This is a genomic window from Haloarcula japonica DSM 6131 (assembly GCF_000336635.1).
Lineage (GTDB): Archaea > Halobacteriota > Halobacteria > Halobacteriales > Haloarculaceae > Haloarcula > Haloarcula japonica.
On sequence record NZ_AOLY01000005.1, the window covers coordinates 131712 to 157371 of the forward strand.

At 64.1% G+C, this 25660-nt stretch carries 29 protein-coding genes and 1 tRNA gene; 21 read left to right on the forward strand and 9 right to left on the reverse strand.

The features are described 5' to 3' along the window. Window positions 1-56: 56 nt before the first annotated feature. The 7 genes from C444_RS01860 (at window position 57) to C444_RS01885 (ending at window position 5682) form a co-directional block, all read left to right on the forward strand. Complete coding sequence (locus C444_RS01860; RefSeq protein ID WP_004590521.1) at window positions 57-1265, forward strand: inorganic phosphate transporter; 1209 nt, start codon at window positions 57-59, stop codon at window positions 1263-1265. A 125-nt stretch (window positions 1266-1390) separates the two neighbouring features. Further along, window positions 1391-1780: a ferredoxin Fer1 gene (gene fer1 / locus C444_RS01865; protein WP_004590522.1), complete on the forward strand. Its 390-nt coding sequence runs from the start codon at window positions 1391-1393 to the stop codon at window positions 1778-1780. A gap of 102 nt (window positions 1781-1882) precedes the next feature. After that, complete coding sequence (locus tag C444_RS01870) at window positions 1883-2911, forward strand: A24 family peptidase (protein ID WP_004590523.1); 1029 nt, start codon at window positions 1883-1885, stop codon at window positions 2909-2911. A gap of 396 nt (window positions 2912-3307) precedes the next feature. After that, window positions 3308-3592, forward strand: a complete 285-nt coding sequence (locus tag C444_RS20965) for an AbrB/MazE/SpoVT family DNA-binding domain-containing protein (protein ID WP_080509663.1) — start codon at window positions 3308-3310, stop codon at window positions 3590-3592. After that, window positions 3585-4052: a type II toxin-antitoxin system VapC family toxin gene (locus C444_RS01875; protein WP_080509664.1), complete on the forward strand. Its 468-nt coding sequence runs from the start codon at window positions 3585-3587 to the stop codon at window positions 4050-4052. The genes C444_RS20965 and C444_RS01875 overlap by 8 nt, the downstream gene beginning before the upstream one ends. A 116-nt stretch (window positions 4053-4168) precedes the next feature. Then, complete coding sequence (gene hisI / locus C444_RS01880) at window positions 4169-4531, forward strand: phosphoribosyl-AMP cyclohydrolase (RefSeq protein ID WP_004590525.1); 363 nt, start codon at window positions 4169-4171, stop codon at window positions 4529-4531. After that, entirely contained in the window at window positions 4531-5682 is a 1152-nt protein-coding gene (locus C444_RS01885; protein ID WP_004590526.1) for a DUF7118 family protein, read from the forward strand. Before hisI ends, C444_RS01885 begins: the two co-directional genes overlap by 1 nt. On the opposite strand, the gene glmM is transcribed toward C444_RS01885, so the two are convergent. Next, a complete protein-coding gene (gene glmM, locus C444_RS01890) occupies window positions 5667-7046 on the reverse strand; it encodes a phosphoglucosamine mutase (protein ID WP_004590527.1) in 1380 nt (459 codons plus the stop codon). The genes C444_RS01885 and glmM overlap by 16 nt on opposite strands. Before the next feature lie 86 nt (window positions 7047-7132). On the opposite strand from glmM, the gene pyrE reads away from it, so the two are divergent. Then, window positions 7133-7684, forward strand: a complete 552-nt coding sequence (gene pyrE, locus C444_RS01895) for an orotate phosphoribosyltransferase (RefSeq protein WP_004590528.1) — start codon at window positions 7133-7135, stop codon at window positions 7682-7684. 85 nt (window positions 7685-7769) lie between these two features. Beyond that, window positions 7770-8018 carry a glutathione S-transferase N-terminal domain-containing protein gene (locus C444_RS01900; RefSeq protein ID WP_004590529.1) on the forward strand — a complete coding sequence of 83 codons (249 nt, stop codon included), beginning with the start codon at window positions 7770-7772 and terminating at the stop codon, window positions 8016-8018. Window positions 8019-8076: 58 nt separating this feature from the next. Here C444_RS01900 and C444_RS01905 read toward each other — a convergent pair whose 3' ends face one another. Then, entirely contained in the window at window positions 8077-9045 is a 969-nt protein-coding gene (locus tag C444_RS01905) for a transcriptional regulator (RefSeq protein WP_004590530.1), read from the reverse strand. Window positions 9046-9176: 131 nt separating this feature from the next. Here C444_RS01905 and C444_RS01910 point away from each other — a divergent pair, with 131 nt between their 5' ends. The 3 genes from C444_RS01910 to C444_RS01920 all read left to right on the forward strand — a co-directional run bounded on the left by C444_RS01910 (window position 9177) and on the right by C444_RS01920 (window position 11026). Then, window positions 9177-10442, forward strand: coding sequence for a tRNA(Ile)(2)-agmatinylcytidine synthase (locus C444_RS01910; RefSeq protein WP_004590531.1), 1266 nt, complete (start codon window positions 9177-9179; stop codon window positions 10440-10442). A gap of 117 nt (window positions 10443-10559) precedes the next feature. Continuing rightward, window positions 10560-10766, forward strand: coding sequence for a hypothetical protein (locus C444_RS01915; protein WP_004590532.1), 207 nt, complete (start codon window positions 10560-10562; stop codon window positions 10764-10766). Between the two features lie 56 nt (window positions 10767-10822). Next, window positions 10823-11026 (forward strand): hypothetical protein, encoded by a 204-nt coding sequence (locus C444_RS01920; protein WP_004590533.1) that lies wholly within the window; start codon window positions 10823-10825, stop codon window positions 11024-11026. On the opposite strand, the gene C444_RS01925 is transcribed toward C444_RS01920, so the two are convergent. Both C444_RS01925 and C444_RS01930 read right to left on the reverse strand, forming a co-directional pair. Further along, window positions 11023-12093, reverse strand: coding sequence for a pyridoxal-phosphate dependent enzyme (locus tag C444_RS01925; RefSeq protein ID WP_004590534.1), 1071 nt, complete (start codon window positions 12091-12093; stop codon window positions 11023-11025). The genes C444_RS01920 and C444_RS01925 overlap by 4 nt on opposite strands. A gap of 215 nt (window positions 12094-12308) precedes the next feature. Next, window positions 12309-13265: a succinylglutamate desuccinylase/aspartoacylase family protein gene (locus tag C444_RS01930; protein ID WP_004590535.1), complete on the reverse strand. Its 957-nt coding sequence runs from the start codon at window positions 13263-13265 to the stop codon at window positions 12309-12311. Window positions 13266-13364: 99 nt separating this feature from the next. Here C444_RS01930 and C444_RS01935 point away from each other — a divergent pair, with 99 nt between their 5' ends. Continuing rightward, on the forward strand, window positions 13365-13616 hold the full coding sequence (locus tag C444_RS01935) for a DUF7536 family protein (RefSeq protein ID WP_239641249.1): 252 nt from the start codon (window positions 13365-13367) through the stop codon (window positions 13614-13616). Between the two features lie 13 nt (window positions 13617-13629). Here the strand turns inward: C444_RS01935 and C444_RS01940 are convergent, their stop codons facing one another. Next, window positions 13630-14850: a potassium channel family protein gene (locus C444_RS01940; protein WP_049909033.1), complete on the reverse strand. Its 1221-nt coding sequence runs from the start codon at window positions 14848-14850 to the stop codon at window positions 13630-13632. Window positions 14851-15011: 161 nt separating this feature from the next. Between C444_RS01940 and C444_RS01945 the strand changes: the two genes are divergently transcribed. After that, complete coding sequence (locus tag C444_RS01945) at window positions 15012-15374, forward strand: hypothetical protein (protein WP_004590538.1); 363 nt, start codon at window positions 15012-15014, stop codon at window positions 15372-15374. A gap of 180 nt (window positions 15375-15554) precedes the next feature. Then, window positions 15555-16700 (forward strand): citrate synthase, encoded by a 1146-nt coding sequence (gene citZ, locus C444_RS01950; protein WP_004590539.1) that lies wholly within the window; start codon window positions 15555-15557, stop codon window positions 16698-16700. A 176-nt stretch (window positions 16701-16876) separates the two neighbouring features. Here the strand turns inward: citZ and C444_RS01955 are convergent, their stop codons facing one another. Beyond that, window positions 16877-18511, reverse strand: coding sequence for a potassium channel family protein (locus C444_RS01955; RefSeq protein WP_004590540.1), 1635 nt, complete (start codon window positions 18509-18511; stop codon window positions 16877-16879). Window positions 18512-18796: 285 nt separating this feature from the next. Between C444_RS01955 and ilvA the strand changes: the two genes are divergently transcribed. The 5 genes from ilvA to C444_RS01980 all read left to right on the forward strand — a co-directional run bounded on the left by ilvA (window position 18797) and on the right by C444_RS01980 (window position 22473). After that, a complete protein-coding gene (ilvA, locus tag C444_RS01960; RefSeq protein WP_004590541.1) occupies window positions 18797-20008 on the forward strand; it encodes a threonine ammonia-lyase in 1212 nt (403 codons plus the stop codon). Window positions 20009-20260: 252 nt separating this feature from the next. Then, window positions 20261-20470, forward strand: coding sequence for a DUF1328 family protein (locus tag C444_RS01965; RefSeq protein ID WP_004590543.1), 210 nt, complete (start codon window positions 20261-20263; stop codon window positions 20468-20470). Between the two features lie 99 nt (window positions 20471-20569). After that, a complete protein-coding gene (locus tag C444_RS01970; RefSeq protein ID WP_004590545.1) occupies window positions 20570-20773 on the forward strand; it encodes a hypothetical protein in 204 nt (67 codons plus the stop codon). A 29-nt stretch (window positions 20774-20802) separates the two neighbouring features. Further along, window positions 20803-20884: transfer RNA gene (locus tag C444_RS01975), tRNA-Ser, on the forward strand. A 110-nt stretch (window positions 20885-20994) separates the two neighbouring features. Then, complete coding sequence (locus tag C444_RS01980) at window positions 20995-22473, forward strand: polysaccharide biosynthesis protein (RefSeq protein WP_004590547.1); 1479 nt, start codon at window positions 20995-20997, stop codon at window positions 22471-22473. A gap of 30 nt (window positions 22474-22503) precedes the next feature. Here the strand turns inward: C444_RS01980 and C444_RS01985 are convergent, their stop codons facing one another. Both C444_RS01985 and C444_RS01990 read right to left on the reverse strand, forming a co-directional pair. Then, on the reverse strand, window positions 22504-22875 hold the full coding sequence (locus C444_RS01985; protein ID WP_004590550.1) for a VOC family protein: 372 nt from the start codon (window positions 22873-22875) through the stop codon (window positions 22504-22506). A 59-nt stretch (window positions 22876-22934) separates the two neighbouring features. Next, window positions 22935-23813, reverse strand: a complete 879-nt coding sequence (locus tag C444_RS01990) for a PhzF family phenazine biosynthesis protein (protein ID WP_004590552.1) — start codon at window positions 23811-23813, stop codon at window positions 22935-22937. 108 nt (window positions 23814-23921) lie between these two features. On the opposite strand from C444_RS01990, the gene C444_RS01995 reads away from it, so the two are divergent. Continuing rightward, the gene (locus C444_RS01995) at window positions 23922-24533 is read left to right on the forward strand and encodes a DJ-1/PfpI family protein (RefSeq protein ID WP_004590554.1); all 612 of its coding nucleotides are present in this window, start codon (window positions 23922-23924) and stop codon (window positions 24531-24533) included. Window positions 24534-24552: 19 nt separating this feature from the next. Here the strand turns inward: C444_RS01995 and C444_RS02000 are convergent, their stop codons facing one another. Then, window positions 24553-25626 (reverse strand): Gfo/Idh/MocA family protein, encoded by a 1074-nt coding sequence (locus C444_RS02000; RefSeq protein ID WP_004590556.1) that lies wholly within the window; start codon window positions 25624-25626, stop codon window positions 24553-24555. Between the last annotated feature and the right edge of the window lie 34 nt (window positions 25627-25660).

Genomic DNA, 25660 nt, shown 5'->3' on the forward strand with positions numbered 1-25660 from the left:
CGCTAGACCGATTATCCGTTCGGTACGTTTTAACCCGGTGAGAGTCTGGCATCCGTATGGTCGAACTTCTCTTTGCCCTCGGTGTTCTGGTGGCTATCTTCGTCGGCTTCAACATCGGTGGCTCCTCTACGGGCGTCGCGTTCGGCCCCGCCGTCGGGTCGAACACGCTCTCGAAGCTCTCGGCGGCCGCCCTGATGACGATATTCGCCATGGCCGGCGGCCTCCTCGTGGGCCCCGCCGTCGTCAAGAGCCTGGGCAGTGACCTCGTCGCGACGCAGTTCTCGCCGCTCATCAGCATCGTCGTGCTGTTTTTCATCGGCGTCGCGCTGTTCCTCTCGAACGTGGTCGGCGTTCCGGCGTCAACATCGATGACCGCGGTCGGGGCCATCGCGGGGCTGGGACTGGCACGCGGCACGCTCAACGCCGCCCTGATGCTCGAAATCGTCTCGTGGTGGCTCGTCTCGCCGATCATCGCCTTCTGGGTCAGTGGCGTCATCGGCCGGTACTTCTACCCCCGTCTCGTCGAGTGGTTCGCCGTCTCACAGAGCGAGGGGTCGCTACTGGATTTCGACCGGTCTGGAGCCGTTCCCCGCCCGAGCCTGGGTGAAAACACGACGCCACGCGAGTTCGTCGGCACCGTCGTCGTCATCGGTATCGGCTGTTACATGGGCTTCTCGGCGGGGGCATCGAACGTCGCCAACGCCGTCGCACCGCTCGTGGGCAACGGCTCGCTGGACCTGTACCCGGCTATCTTGCTCGGCGGCGGCGCTATCGGCCTCGGTGCGTTCACCATCGCTCGCCGGACGATGGACACGGTCGGCAACGACCTGACCGACCTCCCGCTGGTCGCCGCAATCGTCGTCGCGGCAGTCGCCTCGACTATCGTCACCTTCCTCTCCGCGCTGGGTATCCCGGCGAGTTTCGTCATTATCGCCACGATGAGCATCGTCGGACTCGGCTGGGGTCGTGCGACGCGAACGACGCGCCTCTCCGACACCGTGCAGGGAGAGGCTCCTGTCGCCTCCGTCGGTGCACTGACCACCGACGCGGAAGCCGCGGACGCCCCGACTGTCGGCGGCAAGAAGGGGACGCCAAAGCAAGCAGAGACCGAACCCATCGGCGAGGAATCGCGGGATGACATCCCGTCAGCGTCGGATCTGTTCGAACCCGGGACTACTGCCAGAGTGATCTTCCTCCAGAACATCGTCCCCTCGATTGCGACGCTCGCTGCCTATCTGGTGTTCAAGTTCCTGCCGATCGCCTGAGTGGTAATCGGCCCCGAACAACTGCCGTCAGTTTCCGACGAATCCCCGCGTTGTCCCTCATTATTTTGCACGGCCTAAAACCGAAGGGCAAAGTCTAACAGGGCGGGGTTCGAACCAATCAGGTGATGCCCACGGTAGAGTACCTTAACTACGAAGTAGTGGACGATAACGGCTGGGACATGTACGACGACGACGTCTTCGCAGAGGCGTCAGATATGGACCTCGACGGTGAGGACTACGGGTCCCTCGAGGTGAACGAAGGCGAGTACATCCTGGAAGCCGCCGAGGCGCAGGGCTACGACTGGCCCTTCTCGTGTCGCGCCGGTGCCTGTGCGAACTGTGCCGCCATCGTTCTCGAAGGCGACATCGACATGGACATGCAGCAGATCCTCAGCGACGAGGAAGTCGAAGACAAGAACGTTCGCCTGACCTGTATCGGCAGCCCGGACGCCGACGAGGTCAAGATCGTCTACAACGCCAAGCACCTCGATTACCTGCAGAACCGCGTCATCTAACGCGGCTCCTGCAGCGCACTACACTTTCTTCTTCCAGCAGCAACTGCATCCGACAGCCGTCGTACCGGAACCATTAGGGGCACCCCTGTATTGCGTATAGCCGTGCTCGGGTCGATACCGGACCTGCTTCGGCTGGTCGCCGTCCCGGTGTTCGGGTGGGCGGCCTACCGTGATGTGAAAACCCGCCGGGTGCCGAACCGGACCTGGACCCCGCTTGCTGCGCTGGCGGTCGTACTCCTGCTGTGGGACGCCTACTCCGTTTGGACCGGCCCGACAGCGGTCGGCCAGCGCCTGTTTCTCATCAGGGTCGCGATCAGTCTCGGCTTCGTCATTCCGCTGTCGTACGGCTTCTGGCTCATCGGCGGCTTCGGCGGTGCTGACGCGAAGGCGTTCATGCTCGTCGCCGTTCTCTTTCCCGTCTATCCGGTGTACTACCTGCCCATACCAAGCGTCGCGCTCCCGCTCCAGCAGACCGCTATCGGCGTGTTCTCGCTGACGGTGCTCTCGAACACTGTGCTTGCCGGCGTCGTCTACCCGCTGGCCGTCGCCGCCGGAAACCTCGCCAGAGGACGGTTTTCGCTGGCGATGTTCATCGGGCGGCCCGTCGCCGCCGCCAGCGTCACCGAGGAGTACGGCCGGCTGCTCGAATCGCCCGACGGGTTCGACCGCGGCGGCCTCGACCTTGATGCCCTCCGGATGTACCTCCAATGGCGCGGCTGCTCACTCGCTGATATTCGTGTCGACCCCGAGCAGCATCGGCGTCCGATCTCTCTGCCGGCGGTCCCGAACGATCCCGGCGACGGCTCGCTGGCGACCGACGGTGGCGACCCGGTGGCCGGCGACGGGACGAACGGTCGTGATGACGGTACCACGGCGGAGGCCGTGACTGATGCCACCGACCAGATCGACGATCCGTGGGGTGCCGAGCGGTTTCTCGCGGACATCGACCACTCGGCCTACGGCACGTCGCCGGAGCAACTCCGTGATGGACTGGACGTGCTTGTCGAACAGGACGAGGTGTGGATTTCGCCGGGGATTCCGTTCCTCGTCCCGATGTTCGCCGGGCTTGTCGTTTCGCTCACCTACGGCGACGTGCTGTTCTCGCTGTTGCAGGCGGTCGGGCTGGCCTAACGGCAGTGTTTAATTTAGCACAAGCACTTAACAGAGCCAGAAAGCCCCCGTGCTATCGGCTCCTGCGACTCGCTGCGCGCGCTTCGCGTGCTTGCGTCGTCGGAGCCGATAGCACGGCCCCTTTCAGTCCCATGCCAAGCCGGTTGGACAATCCAAATAGGCGGGACTGAAAGGGGGCGGCTGGCTGCACTCCTGCGGCTCGCTCCGGTCCTCGGTCGTTTCACTCTCTCCGTTCCTTACGTCGCCGGGGTTCGTGCAGCCAGCCGGGGCTTTCTGGCTGTTGAGAACTTCTAGTGGCTTAACAGTTGTTGGTAATACGGTTTCATTATTCAGAATGGATACTGGAATTAGTAGTCTGAACGAAACGGTTATGACTATCCCACTCTAAGTGGGAATATGGCTAAGGTGGATTCAAAAGGTCGAATTGTCCTCCCACAGGAGGTGCGAGAACGTCTTGGTATAAACCCCGGTACAGAGGTAGACATCCACGAAGAGGGCGGGAAAGCTATCGTTGAACCAGAAGACAACCCCGAAAAGATTATCGAACGCATGGAGCAACTCGTTGAAGAAACGTCTTCAGAACGTAGAGAGACGACCCCGCTCGACAGGGGAAGTGACCCAATTGCTCAGAAACACAGAGACGCTGTTCGAAGAGGAGTGGAAGAAAACAGTGATGAGTGACGTTGGTGGCCCGTATCTTTTCGATGTCGGTGTGATTGCACTTGCACACACAGAGGCTCCTGTTCGTGATGCAGCACTCTCATACGTCCGTGATGCCATCACTGGTGACATAGATGCCGTTGTCCCATATCCCACGCTGTTGGGCGCACACACTGTCCTGACGACGTACTACGGACGGTCAAATGCAGATGCGTCCCGACTGCTACAGAATTTTATGGACGCGAAACGAATCCATTGGTACGACGGGATGACCGAAGACATAGTTCAAGGAGCTTTTGCTCAGGCGAGTGAAGCCAATGTTGGTGGATGGGACGGGTACTATGCTCAGGTAGCGATTGACGAAGGGGTGGAGACAGTTTTGACTATTGATGACGACTTCAAACGATTTGATGTGTTCGATACCGAAGTCATTCTTTCATCCGACGAATTTAGAGAACTGAACAGGTTCCTTGAAAACTAATTCCAGAAGTTACTCTGAATAACGAAACCGTATTACCAACTACTGTTAACGAAATATCGTTCCACCTGACCTCCTGTTGCAGAAGACCTATTTTGCGGACACGCCTCGGCCCGAGTATGACCGACGTCGACCTCGCGTTCGACGAGCAGGAGTACATCCCGGCGGTCGCGCAGGACGCCGACACCGGTGAGGTGCTCATGCTCGCCTACGTCACCGAGGAAGCGCTCCGGAAGACCCGCGAGACGGGGGAGGCCCACTACTACTCGCGGAGCCGGGACGAACTCTGGCACAAAGGGGCCACGAGCGGCCACACGCAGGCCGTCGAGGAGGTGCGAGTCGACTGCGACGGGGACGCGCTGCTGTACATCGTCGACCAGGCTGGCGGGGCCTGCCACACTGGCTACGAGTCCTGCTTCCACCGGACTGTCGACGGCGAGACGGTCGGTGAGCAAGTGTTCGACCCCGACGACGTGTACTGATGGCTCGATCCGATACCGATATCGAAATCAGCGCGGGAACCCCCGATTCGGTGGAACGCCTCGAACAGGCTGCCGAAGCCCACGAACGGGCACAGGCACGCGTCGAGGAAATCGGTGCGGACGCGCTCCGTGACTGCCGTGAGATCTACCGTGAACTGTGGAACCTGCTCGAGAGCTACGACGGCCGGGCGACCGGCGGTGGCGACTTCGAGGCGTTCATGGAGTTTCAGGGCCAGGTCGGGACGCTGACCGACGACCTCCCCGACGATCTGCCCGAGCGCGATACCTTCGAAGAGATCGACGATTTCCTCCAGCAACGGCGGCTCACCGAGGATGATTTCGAGCAGGCCCGCGAGATGCTGTCGCCCATCGGCGACCTCGTCGGGCGGTTGGCTGAACTCGACGACGCACGCGAGCAGTACAAGAAAGCTCGGACCGATGCGAACCGTCGACGCGGCGAACTGAGCGACCGCATCGACGACCTGGAACGCCTCCAGCGGCTCGGCGACGCCGATCTCGATGCCCCGGTCGAGCGGCTCCGTGACCCTATCGAGCGCTACAACGACGCCGTCACCGAGGCGTTCACCGAGTTTCGGCGCAACACACCGGCCAGAGACGCGCTGGCGGTTATCGAACGGGCGGACGCGTACCCGCTTGTCGAGTTCCGGCCCCCACCTTCGGAGCTACTGACGTACGTCCGCGAGCACGACGCCGGAACCGAGCCGATTCCGAAACTACTGGAGTTCGCCGACTACTCCGCCTCGAAACTGGACCACTACGTCGACGACGCCGCGGCGCTCCGGAGCGCCGTCGCCACTCGGCAGACGTACCTTCGGCGTCTCGACGCTGAGCCGGTACGGATCGACTGGCCGCCGCCAGCGGCCAACGCCCTGCCGTGGTTTTGCCGCGAGTACCGCTCGGTCGTCGCCCGCTTCGCCGACGAGTCCGTCGTCGCAGCCCTACGGGAGGTGCGAGAACTCGCAGAGCGGGACGACTACGAACGGCTTCGGGAGAGCGCCGTCGCTCGTTCGGAACTCACAGAGACGGAGCGCGAGCGGCTGGCGAGCGGTGCTGTCGAGCAGGAACTGTCGGCCGCCCGCGAGGCCAGCGCGGCTATCGAGGACGCGCTGGACACTTATTCGTCGCTGTAGGTATTCGTCTGCTGGGTCGCTCTGCTGACCATCGTCTCGGCGAGTTCCTCGGCGCGGTCGAGCGTGCGCGCTTCTGCGTAGACGCGGACGACGGGTTCTGTGCCCGACGGTCGGGCAAGCACCCAGCCGTCACCGTAGTCGAGGCGGTAGCCGTCAGTCGTGTCCAGGTTGGCCGTCGCGTCGTTGGCGTGCGATTCGATGCCTTCGAGCATCGCCTCGCGCTCTTCTTCGGTCTCGTATTCGAGGTTCCGTCGGACGTTGTAGTAGTCGTCGTAGTCCGCGGCGACTTCGCTTGCGGGCCGGTCAGCGACGAGTTCGAGGAACTTCGCGGCGGTGAACGCACCGTCTCTGGCGATGCGGTAGTCGGGAAAGAGGATGCCGCCGTTGCCTTCGCCGGCAATCGCGACGTGGGTCCCCTCGTTTTGCAGTTTGCGGATGCGGCTGACGATGTACGTCGAGCCGATGGGAGTGAGCGAGAGGGTCGCGCCGGCGTCCTCGACCACGTCGACCAGCCGCTGGGAGGCGTTGACCGCCGAGACGACGCCGTCGCCGGACTCGATTTTCGCCGCCGCGAGCGCGGCCAGCGCGGCGTCGCCCTCGATGTGGGTCCCTGTCTCGTCGACGAACATCCCGCGGTCGGCGTCGCCGTCGTGGGCGAATCCGAGGTCGGCGTCGGTCGCGCGGACGAACGCCCGGAGGTCTCCGAGGTTCTCGGCAACGGGTTCGGGGTCGCGGCCGGGGAAGTGGCCGTCGGGCTGGCTGTTGACGGTGTGGACCTCACAGCCGAGTTCGCGGAACAGGTCGGGGCTCGTGAGCGAGCCAGCCCCGTGGCCGGAGTCGACGACGATAGTGAGGTCGGCGTCGGCGATGCGGTCGCGGTCGACGGCAGCAAGCACCTGCTCGCGGTATCGGCGGCGGGCGCTCTCGATGGCGGTGTCTGATCCGACAGTCTCCCAGTCCGCGTAGCTCGGGGTGTCGTCCCGAAGCGACTGTTCGACGTGATCGAGCGTGCCCCGTGTCAGTTCGACACCGTCCGCACCGATGAGCTTCACGCCGTTGTACGCAGCCGGATTGTGGCTGGCCGTGACCATCACGCCCGGGACTCCCTCGCGCTCGCAATAGGCCTGCAGTCCCGGCGTCGGGACGATGCCGAGGCGGTCCACGTCGAAGCCGACCCCAGTCAGCCCGCTTGTCGCGGCGTTGATAAACGTCCGCCCGGTCGTCCGCGTGTCCCGGGCGATTGCGACGCGGTCGTGGTCGTCACGCCAGACGTCCCCGGCGGCCTGTGCAACCCGAAGGACGTACCGTGGTGTCAGCTCATCGCCCGCGACACCTCGGACGCCGCTCGACCCGAACACTTGCATTCGAGCGAGTGTCTGAGGCGGAGGGGCTTAGGAATGTCGCTGTCTGAATCCAACAGTCATTAGCCCCGTGACCATCCAGTGAGCGTATGGCAAACGACGCACTCATCGCGGCGCTGCGAGACGCTGACGCCGTCAAATTCGGAGAGTTCGAGCTCTCCCACGGCGGCACGTCGAGCTACTACGTCGACAAGTACGTCTTCGAGACCGATCCCGACTGTCTGGACCGCATCGCCGGGGCCTTCGCCGAGCGTATCGCCGAGTGGGACACGGACGCCACACTCGCTGGCGTCGCCCTCGGCGCGGTCCCGCTAGTCGCGGTCACCAGTGTCGAAACCGGCATTCCCTACGTCATCGCCCGCAAGCAGGCCAAGGAGTACGGGACGGGCAACCGAATCGAGGGCGACCTGACCGACGGCGAGGAGGTCATCATCCTCGAAGACATCGCGACGACCGGCCAGAGCGCGGTCGACGCCGCCGAGGCGCTCCGCGAGGCCGGCGCTGTTGTCAACCGTGTCCTCGTCGTCGTCGACCGTGAGGAGGGGGCCACTGAGAACCTCGCCGACCACGACCTCGAACTGTCGTCGCTCGTGACCGCGTCGGACCTGCTCGCCGACGCGCCCGACGACATCGACGTGTAACACTGGCCGGAACGCTCTCGCCCCTGCACGGCCGGGACACACCACCGATGTGTTCTTGACGCTGGCTCGCTTACGAATGGGTGTAATGGCCAATCTCGAACTCTACGAGCTCGAAGGCTGTCCGTACTGTGCAAAGGTAATCAAGAAACTCGACGAGCTGGGTCTCGACTACGAATCTCACATGGTTCCGCGGTCCCACGGCGAACGGACCGAAGTGAAGGAGGTCTCGGGCCAGACCGGTGTTCCGGTACTCGTTGACAAGGACAACGGCGTCGACGGGATGCCCGAATCCGACGATATCGTCGAGTACCTCGAAGAGACGTACGGGCAGTAGACCCGGCACTTGCGGTCTTTCTCGTTTTTAGCTTGCAGCGAAGACGGGAAGCGCCCGCTCAGGCGACTTCTTCGCGGTCCTCGCCACGTTCCATAATCAGGTCCCGCAGGTCGGTTGCGTCTTGGATATCGTCCATCTCGTCTTTCTCGATGAGCGCGGTCCCATCGACGGATTCGCGTCGGAGTTCGTCGACGACGTACACCGACCGGGTCCGGGTCACTTCGCCGACTGATGACATAATGCGGGCCCGTTTCTCTGCCGTTTCGGTGAACGCCGAGTGACCGGCGAGGACCTGCCCGTGCTCGTCGTCGCTTTCGTTGACGCTCTTGAACGGCGCGCGGTCCGTCGGGTGGACCTCGAAGCCGATACGGGTGAACACTGTTACAATTGGCTCGTCTTCCGGTGCGACATCGGGGTCGTCCGGTGTCGGCTCGTCGTCCCGAACTTCTTCGGCCCCGTCAAGGACGCTCACTGGCGAAGTCAGCGGCGCGTCGAACAGGTCTTCGAGTTCGGCGGCCACCTCGACCGAAGCGTCCATCCCATCCTCGTATTTCGAGACTGTCCGCCGAGAGACGCCCAGTTCCTTCGCCAAGCGGCCCAGCGACCAGTCGCGGTCCTCGCGCACGTCGGCGAGAATCTCGGAGTCGATGTTGACGTAGAGTCCGCCCGGCGCGGCGTAGATGAGCGGTGGGACCTCCTCGACGAACAGGTCCATCGCGGTGTCGGGCGACAGCACGGGAACGCCGTGCCGGAAGTAGACGACACCGGGTTTCAGCTCCTCGTCGCGCGTTCGGAGGCCGATCACGATCGGGGTGGCATTCAGATACGTGCCCAGTCGCCGCATCTCGCCCCCGGTCTGTGCGTCGAAGGCGTCGATGTTGCCCAGTATCTTCAGGAGCAACACGTCCTCACCGCGACGGGCAGCGATGTCGAAACTCTTCGGACGAATCGCACAGCGGTCGCTGACGAGGAAGCCAGCGTCTTCGAGCATCGCCATGACGTTTTCCACCAGCGCCGACCGTGACATAGTACTCTGTACCTCTACTGAGTCTAGCCCGCTCACCCATTATATGTATTGCGCCGTCCGTTCCCTCTCAGGCTGAATCGAGGGCTGGGCGTGACGAAAGGCGTTTGACTGCTTCGGGGCTACAGCGTAGCGTGACCGTCGTCGGCCTCGATGATACGGACTCGCGCGAACGGGGAATGTGTACGACCTACGCCGCCGCGACCCTCGCCGAGTCGATACGGGACGCTGGGGGCATCGTCGAGCGACTGCTCCTCGTCCGGCTGAATCCCGCCGTCGAACACAAGACCCGTGGGAACGCGGCGCTGGCGGTGCATACGGACCTCGACGCCGACACAGCGCTTGGACTGGCCGGAGACGTGCTCGACATGGCTGAAACCGACGACCCACGGACCAACCCCGGCGCAATCGTCGCCGACTGCGACCCCGAAGATGTCCCGCCGCAGGTCGCAACGTTCTCTCGTGAGACAATCCAGTCGATACAGGACCCGATGGCCGCGACGACGCTGGCTGACGTGGTCGGGTTCGCTCGCTGCCAGCGGGGCAACGGCCGCGGACTCGTCGGCGCGCTCGCGGCGGTCGGTGCTTGGGCCGCGCTGTCGGACTGGACCTACGAACACATTGCCTACCGGGAGCAAGACCGGTGGGGCACTGAGCGCGCGGTCGACAGTGAGAGCGTCCGTGCGGCGGCTGATGAGTACTACCCCGAGGTGTGGGACACCGTCGACCACGAATCGGGCTATCCGGTCTGTGTGCCACGAACCCCGTGCCCGATCCTCTACGGGATTCGCGGCGACGACCCCGACGCCTGCCGCGCCGTCGCTGACGCCATCGACAGCGAACCCATCGCTCGCCGGGCGACGTTCGTGACGAACCAGGGGACCGACGTACATCTACAGGACGCCGCTGTCGACGCTGTCAGGGCCGACAGCGCCTACCGCGTCACCGGAACCGTTGTCGAAACCCCGGAGACGCGGGCGGGGGGACACGTGTTTTTCACCCTAGAAGGCGACGGCGCGACCCTCGACTGTGCGGCCTTCGAGCCGACAAAGGGCTTTCGCGACCGGGTCCGCTCGCTCAGAGTCGGCGACCGAATCACTGCCTGTGGCGAAGTGAGCGAAGGAACGCTCAAACTGGAGAAGTTTGCGGTCCGGGAACTCATTCGGACGGAATCCGTTACGCCGGACTGTCCGGACTGTAGTCGGTCGATGAAATCCGCCGGCCGGAATCAGGGCTATCGGTGTCGGGACTGTGGGACCAGCGCTGACGGCAAGACTGAGCAGTCCATCGAGCGGGGACTGGAACGCGGCTGGTACGAAGTGCCGCCGGTCGCGCGCCGCCACATCGCGAAGCCGCTGGTCCGCGGCGGGTTCGATGCGCCTCCCCACCCATCTCGCTGAGACGGAGCGGTTCGAACCGGCTACCGGTGAGTAAGCACCACGAATATTCCGGTAATACAGGGATATAACTCGATTTAGACTACGGATAACAATATTGATATACCGTTATCTGCGGCCATGAGCACTGAAGGGCCAGACACCCAGCAGCAAAATGCGGCGGACGGCGAGGTCACCGAGAAGCTATTGACTGTCGAACACGAGCCGGCTGCGGGTGGCGGCCAGCGCTCGATCCTGTATCCACCCGGCAGCACGGGCTCCGAACTGGAAGCGAACTGGCTGGCCGTTTCGTCGACCCTTCTGGTCTCTCTTGACGACGTTCAGTAGTCCTTACGCCCGATAATCGACTGGTAACAATAATAACACCTGTCGTGACTCGTGACATGGACTCCGATACCCGGTCGACGAGCGAGGTGACGGCGGCGGCTGACGCTGACGAGGGAACGCTGCCTGCCGTGGTACGCTCTCGTCCCGACGGCAGCGAGCGACTCATCTGCTACGCCCCGGATGTCGACACGGCAGACGTAGAGGACCAGTGGCTCTCCGTCGATGCCGACTTTCCGGTCTCGACGCTGCTGATGCGTTAGTCGTTCCGTCCGGTCAACGCGACAACCACGTCGTCACCGTCCTGGAGTTCTCCCCGCTTTCTGAACTGGGTTAGCGCCGCTGTCGCCGTTGCACACGTCGGTTCGACGTGAAACCCTGCCGCACCGAGCCGATCACGTTCCCGCTCCGTTGCCACCGCGGAGACGGCGACGGCGGCACCATCGGCCTCGTCGATAGCCTGCCGTATTTGCCGACCGCGCGGCGGGTCCCGGATGTGGATACCGTCGGCGAGGTCGTTGGCGGCAGCGTCGTCCGGCACATTCCCGCTCTTGTCCTCGTCGGCGATGGGACTGTACCCGACTGCTTGCGTTCCCAGTATGCGCGGAACAGCGTCCGTCCACCCAGCTTGCTCCAGTGCCCGGAATCCGCGGTAGAGGCCGAGAAACAGCGTCCCGTGACCGAGCGGCGTGACGACGGCGTCCGGAACGTTCCAGTCTCTCTGGGCGGCAATCTCGTAGGCGGCCGTCGCCGTCCCGGCGAAAAAGGCGGGGTTCCAGGCGTGGCTGGCGTACCAGCCCGCGCCGTTTTCGACGGCGTCGATACAGGCCGCGGTTACGGACTCTCTGCTCCCCTCGACCGGGACCACGTCTGCGCCGGTCCGCTCGATGCGGCGAACCTTCGCTTCCTTCGCGCTCGCGGGAACGTAGATCTCCGCGTCCAGACCCGCCCGTGCCGCGTAGGACGCGACTGCCAGCCCGGCGTTGCCCGAGGAGTCTTCGAGCACGCGGTCGGCCCCGACTTCGAGCGCCTCGGCGATGACCGTCGCCGCGCCGCGGTCCTTGAAACTCCCCGTCGGGTGGAGATACTCCAGTTTGAAGCTGGCGTCCCACTCGGGGGCGTCGACCAGCGGCGTCCAGCCCTCGCCGAGGCTGACTCGCTCGTCCATCGGAAGGAACTCGGCGAAGTCCCAGACGCCGCTGGCCCGTCCGAACTGTGCCGGTCGGCTGTCGGGCAGTGGCTGAGTGGCATACTCCAGCGGTGCCCCGCAGGAACACCGCCAGGGTTCCCCACGCGGATGCTCCCGGTCACAGACGCTACAGGTGCGCATAGGGCTACTGAGGCGCTGATCGTTCAAAAACCGGCGGCATCTCCGGCCGCAGTCATCGGTGTCTACGACCGTGACGGAGCGGACACAGCGGTGGCCGGGCGGCCGCTCCGTCGGCCGCCACGGGGAAAGGCAGGTCTGCGAGCGGGCATACGCGGCGCTTGGCGCTGTGTTTCACGGTCCTGAGCGAAGCGAACCCCTGCAGTAAACAGTGGTTTCTAGTAGGTGTCGATGTTCGTCCCGACCGAGCAGACGTACTCGCCGGTTGCGACCTGTGGGAGCCGGCGGGCGCGCCAGAACACGCCGCTGGAGTCGGCAGTGATTTCGGCCTTCGGCTCGCCGAACACGTCGGTTACTTCGAACAGCGTCTCGCCGCGGGAGACACGGTCACCGAGGTCGGGCTTGAGGTCGATGAGGCCACCGACGGGAGAGCCGTACTGTTCGAATCCGGTGGCGCGGGTCTGGGGTCGCGCATCGTGGTGGCCATCGAGGAAGCCGTAGTAGCGCAGTACGTTGAATACGCCGTCGACGCCCCGCTGGATGGAGTCTTCGTCCCAGCCGACACAGCCGCCGAGTTCGGGGTCGATTGTCGGAACGCCCTCGTCGGGCGCAGCGCGGGCCAGCTGTCCGTCGGGGCCTTTCTGGTCGAGGATGTAGCCACAGCCGAACACTTTCGCGAGTTCGAGACACTCCTCGTGGAGGCGATGGCGGGTGCCACACCGAACCCGCACCTCGTCGATCATCTGCGAGGTCGACCCCTGATGCAGGTCGAGGACGTAGTCGGCGCTGATGGCGGCGTTGAACGTCGCCGCGGCGATGCGCTCGCTCGATGTCCCCGTTTTGTCGCCCGGATACGCCCGGTTCATCTTCGTGTCGTCGACCGGATTGCGGTGCTCGGCGACTTGGAACGCGTGGTAGTTGACGACGCCACAGACCAGAATCGTCCCTGACAGTTCCGTCGGGTCGAGTTGCGGGAGCGTTCGCTGGATGACGCCGACGCCGTTCAGTTCGTCGCCGTCGCTGGCCGCCTGTATGTAGAGCGTCCGTCCGTCGTCGACACCGTTGACGACGGCGACCGGTAGCCCGAACGTCGACCCGTCGCGGGTCTCACCGACCTCCAGCCGCCCCGTGTCTTTCTCACCGGGAGCGGCGGTCGCCGTACCGAAAGTAACCATTGTTCTCACGTTTGCCTTGGGAGCCTTTACTGGTTCGGATTTCGCCAACAGTTGTGCCGGACCGACGGCATCTTGGGGCCGCCGACCCTACCAGTCGGTGTGTCCCAGTCCGAGCCACAGAGCGGCAAGGCGGCGATGGTCGCGGCGCTGAACGTGCCACGCAACGCGAAAATCGGCTTCGTGCTCGCCGGCCTGTTTACGGCGGGGCTGTTCGCCCTATTCGTCCTGCCGGGAACCCAGCGGCCAGTCGGATTCTACGTGGCGCTTTCGTTCGTCCTCGCGACATCGCTGGGCGGCCTGCTGACGGCGCTGTTTACGGCGGTGTCGGCCGTCCGTCTCGCCAGGCGCTGACACCGCCGTTCGCCTATCCCTCGGCCAGTTCTGTGAGCCGGTCGCCGCCGGTCCGAGTTCCCTTCGCGATGAGTACGTCACCCGTCTGGATCCCCGTTTCCGGACCCGGCGAGACGACCCAGTCGCCCCCCTCGCGTCCGGTCCGCTCGCTCTCCCCAGCGCCGCGCCGTATCGCGATGATGCGCATGCCCGTCGCCGTCTTCACCTTCGCGTCCCCGATGGTCGTCCCCGCGAGGTCGCTGTCGGGGTACACCGTGGTCCGGACGATGATCTCGTCGGACTCCTGGACGGCCTCGGCGACGACGGGATGGGTCGACAGCCCCCGCAGGACGCCCTCGCTCATCTCCAGTGCGGCGTCGGAGATGACCTCCGTCGACCGAGCCAGGTGGACGAGGCCCCGCAGCGACACGGGGTCGTCGATGTCGGCAGCGGCCCGGAGCGTCCACGCCTCGAACCGGGACTGGAGCGCGTCGACCTCGGCTTCGAGTTCGACGACTTCCTCGGCGACCTCCGTGCTGTCGAACAGCACCGCACCGTATGCCAGGTCGACGGCTAACTCGCCCATGTCCTTCATCAGAACGATGGAATCGACGGCGCGTTCGAGGTCTCGGACGCCCCCTTCCGGCGGCTCCGGCGGTTCGTACACGTCGCCGGTCGCATCCCGATACACCTCGGCGATACCGTCCTCGGGGCCGCGGAACAGCACCACGTCGCCCGCTTCGAGGCGCGTCTCCCGGTCGGGGTTGAGCAACCAGTTCCCCTGCCGGCGTATCGCCAGCGCACGCACGCCCGTCTCGGTTTCGAGGTTCAGGTTCCCAAGCGTCTCGTCGGCCAGCGGGGAGTCCGACCCAACCGTCGCTCGCACGAGCGTCTCGACGGCCTCGGGCAGGGCCGCCCGCATCGTGTCCGGGAGGCCGATGTCCTCCAGCACTATCTTGGCGATGTCGCCGGCGGCATCGCTGATCTTCTCCGCGGCTCCGACCATCCCCAGGACGGGGGCCAGCGACTCCGCGTCCGCCGTCGACCGGCAGGCCATCAGGAGGCTCATGCGCGCGCGCAACTGGAGGACGTCCATCTTCTCCTCTAACTCCAGTACCTCCGCGGCCACGTCGTCGCTACCCAGCAGGACGGCCGAGTACGAGAGGTCGATGAGCAACTCGGCGGTGTCTTTCATCTCGGCCAGCACCTGCTTGACGCTGACCGGTTCGTACTCGACCGTCCCTGTCGGGTCCATAACGGCCGATTCGACGGCCCCGAGCAAAAGCGTTCCTCACTGTGTGAGGCGGTCGCGTGACCTGCTGTCGGTCGCCGAGTGTCGGTGTCACTGCCGGAGTGGACAGTGCACGGTTCCGACCGATTCAGTGTCCTTTTCAGTGTGGCGAAAGGTATTCTTGCATGTCCAATATTGCCGACATTATTCGGGACTTCGGGGAGTCTAGGCCCCGTGTCGTTGCCGACCTGCACAGCACCACTTTCGAAATCAAGTACGTACGTGAGGACGTAGCGGGCAGGTACTCCGACAGGGACTTCGACGAAGCGTACAAACTGATAATGGCCAACACGGTCACTGGAGATGAGTTCAAATCACTCATCGGGGAGGGTCAGTTCAATGCACAGACGTTGTTTTTCGACGATATCGTCGTGTTTTTCTTCCCCTCGCAGCGATACGAGGGCGTCTTCGCGTCCTTCGATTACGACGGGAGTTTTCCTGTGAACGAACTGGTGAAGCAGGTCTCGGAGACTCGGACGGAATCCTGACTGACTCCCCGACGGCGTCTCGTATGTAGGCTGAACGGCCGCGTCGGCGACTCTGTAAACGCCGAAACCGTATCCAAGACGAACATCAACTGGACATCCGTCCAATAACAGTTCCTGACATTGTGCCACACACGCTTGGAAAGAAAATGTTTTTCCCGGCAGGTAGGGAACTGATTGCGTATGTCCGACGACCTCAAGAAGGGACTCGAGGGTGTCATCGTCGCCGAGTCCGAACTCAGCGTTATCGACGGCGACGCTGGCAAGCTCGTGTATCGGGGGTACACCATCGAGGACCTCGCGAAGGGTGCCAGCTACGAAGAGGTGCTGTACCTGCTCTGGCACGGCTACCTGCCGAACCGGGACGAACTCTCCGAGTTCAAGGAGGCGATGGTGGCCGCACGCGAGGTGGACGACGACGTCATCTCGACCGTGCGACAACTCGCCGAAGCGGACGAGAACCCGATGGCAGCGCTCCGGACCGCGGTGTCGATGCTCTCGGCGTTCGACCCTGCGCCCGAGGACGCCGAGCCGACCGACGAGACGGTCAACCTCGAAACTGGGCGGCGGATCACGGCCAAGATCCCGACCATCATCGCGGCGTTCACCCGTATCCGCGACGGGAAGGACCCCGTCGACCCCCGCGACGATCTCGACCACGCGGCGAATTTCCTCTACATGCTCAACGGTGAGGAGCCGGACGACGTGCTCGCCGACGTGTTCGACCAGGCGCTCGTGCTCCACGCCGACCACGGTCTCAACGCCTCGACGTTCTCGGCTATCACGACCGCGTCGACGCTGTCGGACGTCCACAGCGCAGTCACCTCCGCCATCGGGACGCTGAAAGGACCGCTCCACGGCGGGGCCAACCAGGACGTTATGGAGATGCTAAAGGAGGTCGACGACGCCGAATCCGACCCGCTCGACTGGGTCAAGAACGCCCTCGACGAGGGCCGCCGCGTCTCCGGCTTCGGCCACCGCGTCTACAACGTCAAGGACCCGCGTGCGAAGATTCTCGGCGAGCGGTCGAAGGAACTCGGCGAGGCCGCGGGCACGCTCAAGTGGTACGAAATGTCAACCACTATCGAGGACTACCTCATGGAGGAGAAGGGGCTGGCCCCGAACGTCGACTTCTACTCGGCATCGACGTACTACCAGATGGGCATCCCCATCGACATCTACACCCCCATCTTTGCTATGTCCCGCGTCGGTGGCTGGGTCGCCCACGTCTTCGAGTACATCGAGGACAACCGCCTGATCCGACCCCGCGCCCGCTACGTCGGTGCGAAGCCGGAAGACACGACGTTCGTGCCGCTGGACGAGCGGTAGGACGATTCCGCTGTCAGTCGTCCGTAGCCTGTTACTACCGCGTGGCCGTGACTGCGTTTTATCGTACGAATTCTAGCCATAGCAACGCTCTAATGGGTCTTTGTTCGCTCCGCTCGGCAGGACCACGTTTTTGCGCCGAGGGGTGCGTGAAGCGCACCCGAGACGGAAAACGGAGGTTAGCCAAACACCGACTTGAACCGCGTCACGCCGTCGTCGGTGCCCGCGATGACGAGCTTGTCAGTCGGTTCGATAGTCACGTCAGGGCCGAGATCGGTGATGACTTGGCTGTCGCGTTCGATGGCGACGACCGTACAGCCCGTCCGTGAGCGGATATCGGCTTCGCCGAGCGTCGCATTACCCAGGCCGTCAGCGGCGATCCGGATAACCTCGACTTGCTGGTCCATCGAGATGACGTCTTCGTCTTCCAGAACGGTCGAGGCGAGCATCCGGCCGCTGACCGTCGACAGCGCGAGGACGTAGTCCGCACCCGCCCGGTACATCTTCTGGACGTTCTCGCTTTCCTCGGCACGGGCGATGATTTCGACGTCCGGATTGAGGTCACGGATGACCAGCGTCGCGAACTCGGTGTCGGTATCCTCCGAGAGGGCGAGAATAACTGTTCTGGCGGCGCTGATGCCGGCGTGTCGCAGGTCGTCGGGCTCCGTGGCGTCGCCGACGACATCGACGCCCTGCTCGTCGGTCTGATCGAGTACCGTATGCGGTACCCCGGCGCTCGTAAGCGCTGACGTGATCGTCTGCCCGACTTCCCCGGCACCGATGATTACCGTCTCCCCGCGGCGGAAGCCACGCACGCTGGAAAGAGTCATTTGCTTGAGCTGCTCCAGTTGGGACTCGGTCCCCGAGACCAGCAGGACTGTGCTGCCGTCGAGCTCGGCGTCGGGGTCGGGCGGACTCACGAACTGGCCGTGGAACCACGCGCCGATGACGTTGACGCCGGTCTCCTCGCGGATGCCGCTGTCGGCCAGCGTGGTTCCGACGAGCTCGCTCCCGCGGTGGATCGGCAGTTCGGCGATGTCGAAGTCCTCACCGATCTCTATCGAGTCCCCGAGCGTCGTCGAGACACCGGTCGTCACCTTGCTTGCGAGACTCTCGCCGAGCAGGCCACGCGGCGAGAGGACGGCGTCGGCGCCGGCAAGGTCGTGGTACTTCGCGCGGTCTGGCTCCTTGACGACGCTGACAGTCTGGACGGATTCGTCGACTTCGCGGGCGGTGAGGATGATACTGGTGTTCACCTGGTCGGATGCGTCGGCCACGACCGCCCTGGCGGACGACAGATGGGCTCGTTCGAGCCCGTCGACGGATTGCGGGTCAGCGTGGATGACGTAGTATCCGTCCTCGTAGAGCTCGTTGGCCCGGTCCCGGTCCGGTTCGACGATGACGTAGTCGACGTCCCAGGTGTCGAGTTCGGTGACGAGCGTCTCACCGCGAGGAGAGAACTGACAGATGACGACGTGATCGCTGAGGCCGTTCTCGACCGTGTTCGGCGCTTTCGTCTCCATCGCCTCTTCAAACAGCGGAAACAGCAACACCGGCAGTGCGAGAAAGATGAGCACGACGCCTGTGATATCCATCACGATGATGAGTAGTAACATCTCCGTGCTCTGCCAGTCTCCATCCGAACCATAGCCCGTCGTGGTAAACGTTTCCACGACGATTTGCAGCGATTTCAGAAACGTACGCGGCTCGTTCTCGAAGGCGGACATCCCGTAGTCGTAGGCCAGCGCGTAGACGAGGATGATGCCAATGAGTCCGAGAACGTACAGCCCCGTCCGCCGCTGCCAGGTGTCCATCTACTACGTGCTTGCACAGCGGGAGTATAACAGTTCTGTCCGACTAGTGGTGACCATACCTCGGCACGGATGGCAGAGTGGGTAACACTATCCGTACGCTGTCTTGCACTTTCACTTTCACCGCGCTACGACGGGATTTAAGTCAATCGCGTTCGTTTCCCCGCGTGCAGTCACACGCTCCCCCTTTCCGTTTCAGGCCACTACCCGCTTAGTTGCGACTGTAACACCCGTCGATACCGCATAGTCGGCCCACAGTATAACATGGTCCGGTGAATAGCCCCTCCCATGCTCTCATTTGAGGATGTCCTCGCGGCACAGGACACCGTCTCCGAGACGGCCAGACACACACCGCTCGATTACTCGCACACGTTTTCGGCGATGACGGGCGCGGATGTCCACCTCAAACTCGAACTGTTCCAGCGCACGGGGTCGTTCAAGATACGGGGCGCGACCAACCGCATCGCGTCGCTTTCAGACGCTGAACGGGAGGCCGGCGTCGTCACGGCCAGCGCCGGCAACCACGCCCAGGGGGTCGCGCTGGCCGCGACGCGAATCGGCGTCGACTCGAAGATCGTGATGCCGGAACGGGCCCCGGTTTCGAAAGTGAAGGCGACCCGGAGCTACGGCGGCAACGTGGTCCTCCACGGTCGGGACTACGACGCGGCCGCCGAACACGCCCACGAACTCGAACGCGAGGAGGGCCGGACCTACGTCCACGCCTTCGACGACGAGAAAGTAATGGCGGGGCAGGGGACCATCGGACTGGAAATCTACGAGGACCTCCCCGGCGTTGATACGGTCGTCGTTCCCATCGGCGGCGGCGGACTCATCAGCGGTATCGCGACGGCGCTCAAAGGTAAGGACGAACGCATCCGCGTCATCGGCGTGCAGGCCGAGGGAGCGTCCAGCGTGGCGGAATCTCTGGAGAAGGGCCACCGCATCGAACGTGACAGCGTCGAGACCATCGCCGACGGTATCGCCACCCGTACCGTCGGCGAGCAGACGTTCGACGTCATCAGCGACCGCGTCGACGAGGTCGTAACGGTGTCGGATTCGGAAATCGCTGTCGCCCTGACGACGCTGTTAGAGCGCTCGAAAACGCTTGCCGAGGGCGCGGGTGCCGTCGCGCTGGCCGCCGTCATGGAGGAGAAGTTCGACTTCGAGGACGACGAGACGATCGTCCCCGCGCTGTGTGGCGGGAACATCGACCTGAACATGTTGACCAACGTCATCATGCGCGGTCTCGTCGAGACCGGCCGCTATCTCAAGATACGGACTGTACTTCAGGACCGCCCCGGCGCGCTGGAGGAACTCGTCGAGGTCCTTTCGCGCGAGCAGGTCAACATCTACGGCATCGAACACGACCGGACCAGTCGCGACGTGGCGATGAGTTCGGCCGAGGTCGAACTGGACCTGGAGACTCGCGGCCACGACCACGTCGATGAACTCATCGACTCGCTCACCGACGAAGGGTACGAGGTCGACGTGCTCGTCTGACTGCTCCGCCCGAGACACCAGATGGCCTGCATATGAAGGCCCTGCTGGACCAATAGGGCCTGAACTATCACGCCCGCGTCATCGCAACCCAACGGGACCGTTTCTGACCGGTTCCACTGCACACTGTCCCGCCCTCGCAAGCACAACACTGGCGCTGCAACGGCCGGAACAGGTGTGTATGTCATCACTGGCATCGCTGCACGCTAGTACTGCGCTCCAGATCTCTCGACATCCCCGTAACCGGTGGTCTGGATGGTAGCACTCCCGTTCGCTGCGCCATCGACTGTAACCGTGCCGCTGCAGTCCGGTGGCGGGCTGTTGTACTACGCGGTCGTCTTGGTGATTCTCGCCGTCGTCGCTGGGATTGCCGGGTTCCGTGGCATCGCCGGGCTGAGCTTCCGCGTCGCGAAGTTCCTCATCGTCATCTTCCTGGTGCTGGCGCTCGTCACGCTCCTGCTCTGATTCCGGCGATGTTTTAGCTGCAGCGACCACCACTTTGTGTATGCGATGGTCTGCACGTACAGTACCTGCCGACACAACAGCACGGAACGGAGGGCGCTGATGGACCCACGAACGAAGGCTAGCCTTCTGTGGGGCGTCGTTGGGACCCTCGCGTTTCTGGTTCTCACCCAGGGCTACGAACTGCTGGCCGGGATGCCGGTGTCGATCCCGGTCAAAGCCGGCGTCGCCGTAGCCGTCGGTGTTGGGGCGACGTTCGCATCATACCGCATGCAGCCGAGACTGTTCGGAAACGAAAGCCCTTAATCGCCCGCCCTCACACTCTCGAAGTACGAGCCAGGATGGCCGAACGGTAAGGCGCACGCCTGGAAAGCGTGTTCCCTTTCGGGATTCTGGGTTCAAATCCCAGTCCTGGCGTTTTCTGTGACTGACTGCGAGTGAAGAGCGCCCGCTTCTGGCACATCGGTGCGTCTCTCACCACCGAACCACCGCACCGTTTTCCCGCCCCCAGCACTGATACTCGGTCGATGGTCGAACAGCGCGACGGCGACGAGATAGACCTGCTGGACTCCTCGATTCGGACGACCAGCGGGGCGCTGTTCTCGACGACGCTGTTCGTTCTCAGCGGCATCGTCTACGCGTTCGTCACATCGCCTGGAGCCACCGGGACGTATTTCTTCGTCAGCATCTCGGTCTCGCTCGTCCTCCGTCCGATTCGGGGCATCAGCCAGACGCTGCAGAAGGTCGGCAGCGAACGGGGCGAAGCCGTCGGCCCGTATCTCGGACTAGCAACGCTATTCGCCCTCGGCTATCTCCTCGTCGCCGGTGTGGCTGTGGCCGTGCTGGCCGGTGTCATCGTCCGCAATACGGTGGTGTCACCGGGACTGCTCGTTCCCGTCGGTCTGTACGCCTTCGCCGTCGCGCTGTCGATGATTGCGACGAGCTTGGTCGGTGCCATTGGCTATCCGAGCGTGGAGACGTGGCTCACCGGAACACAGAGTGCTATCCAGCTCATCGTCCTGCTGGCGCTGGCCTCGACAGTGACGACTGCCGGCGACTTGCTGCTTGTCGTGGCTGGGGTTCGGCTGGCGGTGCTCGTCCCCGTTACCGTCGCGCTGGGCGTCGTCCCGAACCTGCCGGACCGACACGCCGTCGAGCGCGCCTGGAACTTCGCCAAGTGGAGCGTCCCGGACCAGATCTTCGACCGCCTGTCGTACAACATGCCGGTGTACGTGCTGGGCGTCGTCGCGACGCCGGCGGCCGTCGGTATCTACGAGGCCGCTGACCGGTTCGCCGACTTCGGCGCGACGATTTCCTGGCGGCTCTCCTCGCCGCTGCTCACGAAGGTCAGCGGGGACTCCTCCGCTGGCGACACACAGCTCGCCTACCTCGACGGCGCAGTCACCGGCGGGACGGGTGTCACCTTCGTTGTTTTCGGCTACCTGTTGGCCGCCCACGACGTGGTCGCGCGGATTGCCTTCGCCGGCTCGGAGGGTGTCTTCTCGGCGACCGTCCTGCTCGTCGGGGGCGTGAACATCCTCCGTGGCTTCTGGACGCTCACGTCACACGCCATGGAGGGCGTCGGGAAACCGAGCGTGAGCTTTCGAACGAAACTCTACGGACTGGTGTTCAGCGTTCCAGTCCCAGCGATATTCGGTACGGAGTTCGGAGCCATCGCTGGGGCCGCCGGATACGGCGTGATGAATCTGGTCATCTTCGGGTACGTCCTCTATTACTCCCGGTCTGTCTTCGGACGGATTCCGCTCGAACCGCGGGTAGCAGCATCTCTCACCGTCGGCCTCGGCGTCTCGTTCGCACTCACGACCGGCGCGGTCGCCGGCCTCACGCGCGCCGGTCTTTCCCCGATTGCCGTCGCCAGCGTGGCCGCCGCGACGTGTCTCGTTGGCTTCGGCGGTTTCCTCGTCGCCGTGTCAACACCAGCCAGACTCGTCGCTGTTCGGACGGCAACACTGTGGCGCAGTCGCGCTCGCTCTCTGTTCGGGTGACCACTGCCCGTTCGTCACTGCCGCCGCGGCTCAGAGCCAGCGGTAGAATTCTAGCGTGTACCCTTCAGGGTCCTCGACGAACGCGGCGAAGGCATCGGCGGCATCGACTTCAGTCGGTTCGAGTACCGGCGCAGCGCCGGCGTCGATGGCTGTCTCGAAGGTTCCTTCAACATCATTGACAGTGAACGCGATGTGGTCCACGTCAGCGCGGTTCGGCGCGATTGGGGTGGTCCGGTCAGGATCGTGGCGCAGTTGCAGGTCACCGTCGCCGTCACGGCCGAGATAGACGTTTTCGACGCCGTCTAACGTGAACCGATTCGTCTCCTCAAAGCCCAGCGCGCCGTAGAACTCCATCGCACGATCGAGGTCCGAGACGCAGATAGCAGTGTGTGCGAGATCCATGCCGCGGCGTTGTGGACGGGGCGAAATGAGTGTGCCGGTACCGCGGCTGTTCCGGCCAGTTACAGCAGGTCGCCGCGAGCGACGGGAACGACGCTGCCGCCGACCCGGACGCTGATATTCTCGCCGTTGCCGTCAGTCGAGAGATGCAACAGCGACGGTCGCCCCATCTCGTAGCCCTGCTCGACACGGGCCTCGACGGCAGGGCTGCCGAGCATCTCGTGGCGACCGAGATATGCGGCCAGGCAGCCGTTCGAGGAGCCGGTCGCAGGGTCTTCCGGGACGTTGTAGAACGGCGCAAACACGCGGACGGCGAGATCGTTGTCGTCGCTTCGGGGCTCTCGGCAGACGGCGAGCACGTTCTTTGCCTCGCGGTCGCCGGTCACGGCGTCGTAGGCGTCCCGGTCCAGGTCGATGGCTTCCAGCGCGTCGCGGTCGGCCACCGGGACGACAATCGTCGCCAGTCCCGTGGAGACGATTTCGACCGGCCAATCGTGGTCCAGTCGGTCAGCCGGCAGGCCGAGCACGGCGGCGAGGTCATCGTGGGCCAACTGTTCGCCGAACTCGGGGGCCTGCTGTGTCATCCACAGGGTTTCGCGCCCGTCCCGCTCTCGCACTTCGACCGGGACCTCGCCGACAGGTAGGTCCAGCGTCACCGTTTCGGGATTCCCGTCAGCCAGATGGTCTCGAATGACCTGTACGGTCCCGAGAGTGGGATGGCCAGCGAAGGGTATCTCGGCGGCGGGCGTGAAGATGCGGACCGGCCACGCACTGTCGGCCGGTTCGCCGGTGACAAACGTCGTCTCGGAGTAGTTCATCTCGTCGGCGATGGCCTGCATTTCGTCCTCATGGAGGTCCCCGGCGTCCGTCACGACGGCGAGCTGGTTCCCGGCGTATCGCTCCCTGGCGAACACGTCGACGATGTGAAACGGGTGGGGCATATCCGTTTGCTCGGCGTCGCTCCCAAAGAACGCTCCGGATGCCTGGCGGATGGTATCAAGCCACGCACAATCACCGGGCTATTTGCCGCCGTCAACCGTGTCGTACGCATGGACACTGTTGCAATCGTCTGTTTCGACGGGTTCGACGAACTGGACGCCATCGGGCCCTACGAGGTGTTCGAGAACGCGGCGCGCTTTGGCGCGTCGTGGGACGTGACGCTCCGCTCGGTCCGAGAGACCGACAGCGTCACTGCGAGCCACGGACTCCGGGTCGAACCGGACGGACCGCTCGCTGACGTGACTCCGGACTTGCTTGTCGTGGCCGGCGGCGGGTGGAACGACCGGAGCGAGGCCGGCGTCTGGACGGAGACCGAGCGTGGGGACCTGCCCGACGCCGTTGCGGCGGCCCACGACCGCGGTGCGACCGTCGCCGGCGTCTGTACGGGTGGAATGGTCCTCTCCCGAGCCGGCTTGCTCGATGGCCGTCCCGCAGTGACACACGGCGGCGCAATCGAGGACCTGCGGGCGACCGACGCCACCGTCGTCGATGCCCGGGTCGTCGACGACGATGACGTGCTGACCTGCGGCGGCGTCACGTCCGGGCTGGACCTTGCCGTTCACCTCGTCGAACGTGAGTGGGGCGTGGACGTGGCCGCTGCTGTCTGTGAAGAGATGGAGTATGAGCCTCGTGGCGATGTCTTCAGCGGCGAATCGGCATAAGAGCGACCTGTTGCCCGTCTCAGGCGTTCGCGCGGGCGTCGTCGAGCAGCGCCTGCACATCGACGGCCTCGCCGGTTTCGCTGCTCTCGATGGCGGCGAAGACGATGGCCATCGACTGGAGGACGCTGTCGACGTTCGTCGGCATCGGCTCGCCGCCGTCGATCCAGTCACAGAACTGCTCGATGAGCCAGGCGTTCTTCCAGTGGGGCCGGTCGGCAAGCGGCACCGCCTCGCCGTCGCCCTTGCCGATGCTCTCGAAGTTCCCGACGTCGTACGCGTCGACGTGGAACCGCTCGACGTCGCGGCGGTCGAGAACGACGGTCTGGTCCGAACACTCGGCGCGGAACTGTTCGTGTCCCCAGCCGTTCAGCGTCGTCGCGTTGGCGTAACTACCCTCGTACTGGGCGCGGGTCCCGTCGGCGAAATGCAGCGTCACGAGGCCGCTGCAGTCTCCGTCGTAGTCGGCCTCCTCGGGCGTCCACGTCTCGGCGTAGACCCGCTCGCAGGGCGAACCGGCTAGCGACGCGAGGATGTCGAGGTGGTGGATTGCGCCGTCGAGCAGGAGCATATCGTCCATCTCGTAGACGTAGTCGGCGTAGAAGCCGCGTTCGCGGACGTTGCCCGTGTACCGGGCCGTCAGATAGTCGATGTCGCCGGCTTCCTCGACGGCCCGGCGGAACGTCGCCTTGTCCCGGTCGAACCGGTGGCTCATCGTGACACCCATCTTCTTGCCGGCCTCGTCGACCTTCTCGGCGACGCGGACCGACGCCTCCAGCGTGTCAGCAATCGGCTTTTCGGAGATGATATGTAGATCGTGGGCGAGTGCCGTCTCCACGACGGCCTCGTGGGTCGACGGCGGCGTCACGATAGAACAGATGTCGGCCGGCCGCTCAGAGAGCGCGGTTTCGAGGTCGGTGTAGCACTCCTCTGGCGACAGGCCGAGTTCCTGCTCTGCCAGTTCGTGCCGCTCCGGGTCGGTATCGACTGCGGCGACGACCTCGATTCGGTCGTCGTGAACGTTCGGTGGAATCGCGTCTGTCGCCCAGGTAGACCCCTGGCCACCCAGACCAACGTGGACTAATCGGTATGTCATGGCTCCGCTATTGCTTCAACGAATAAATGCTGCA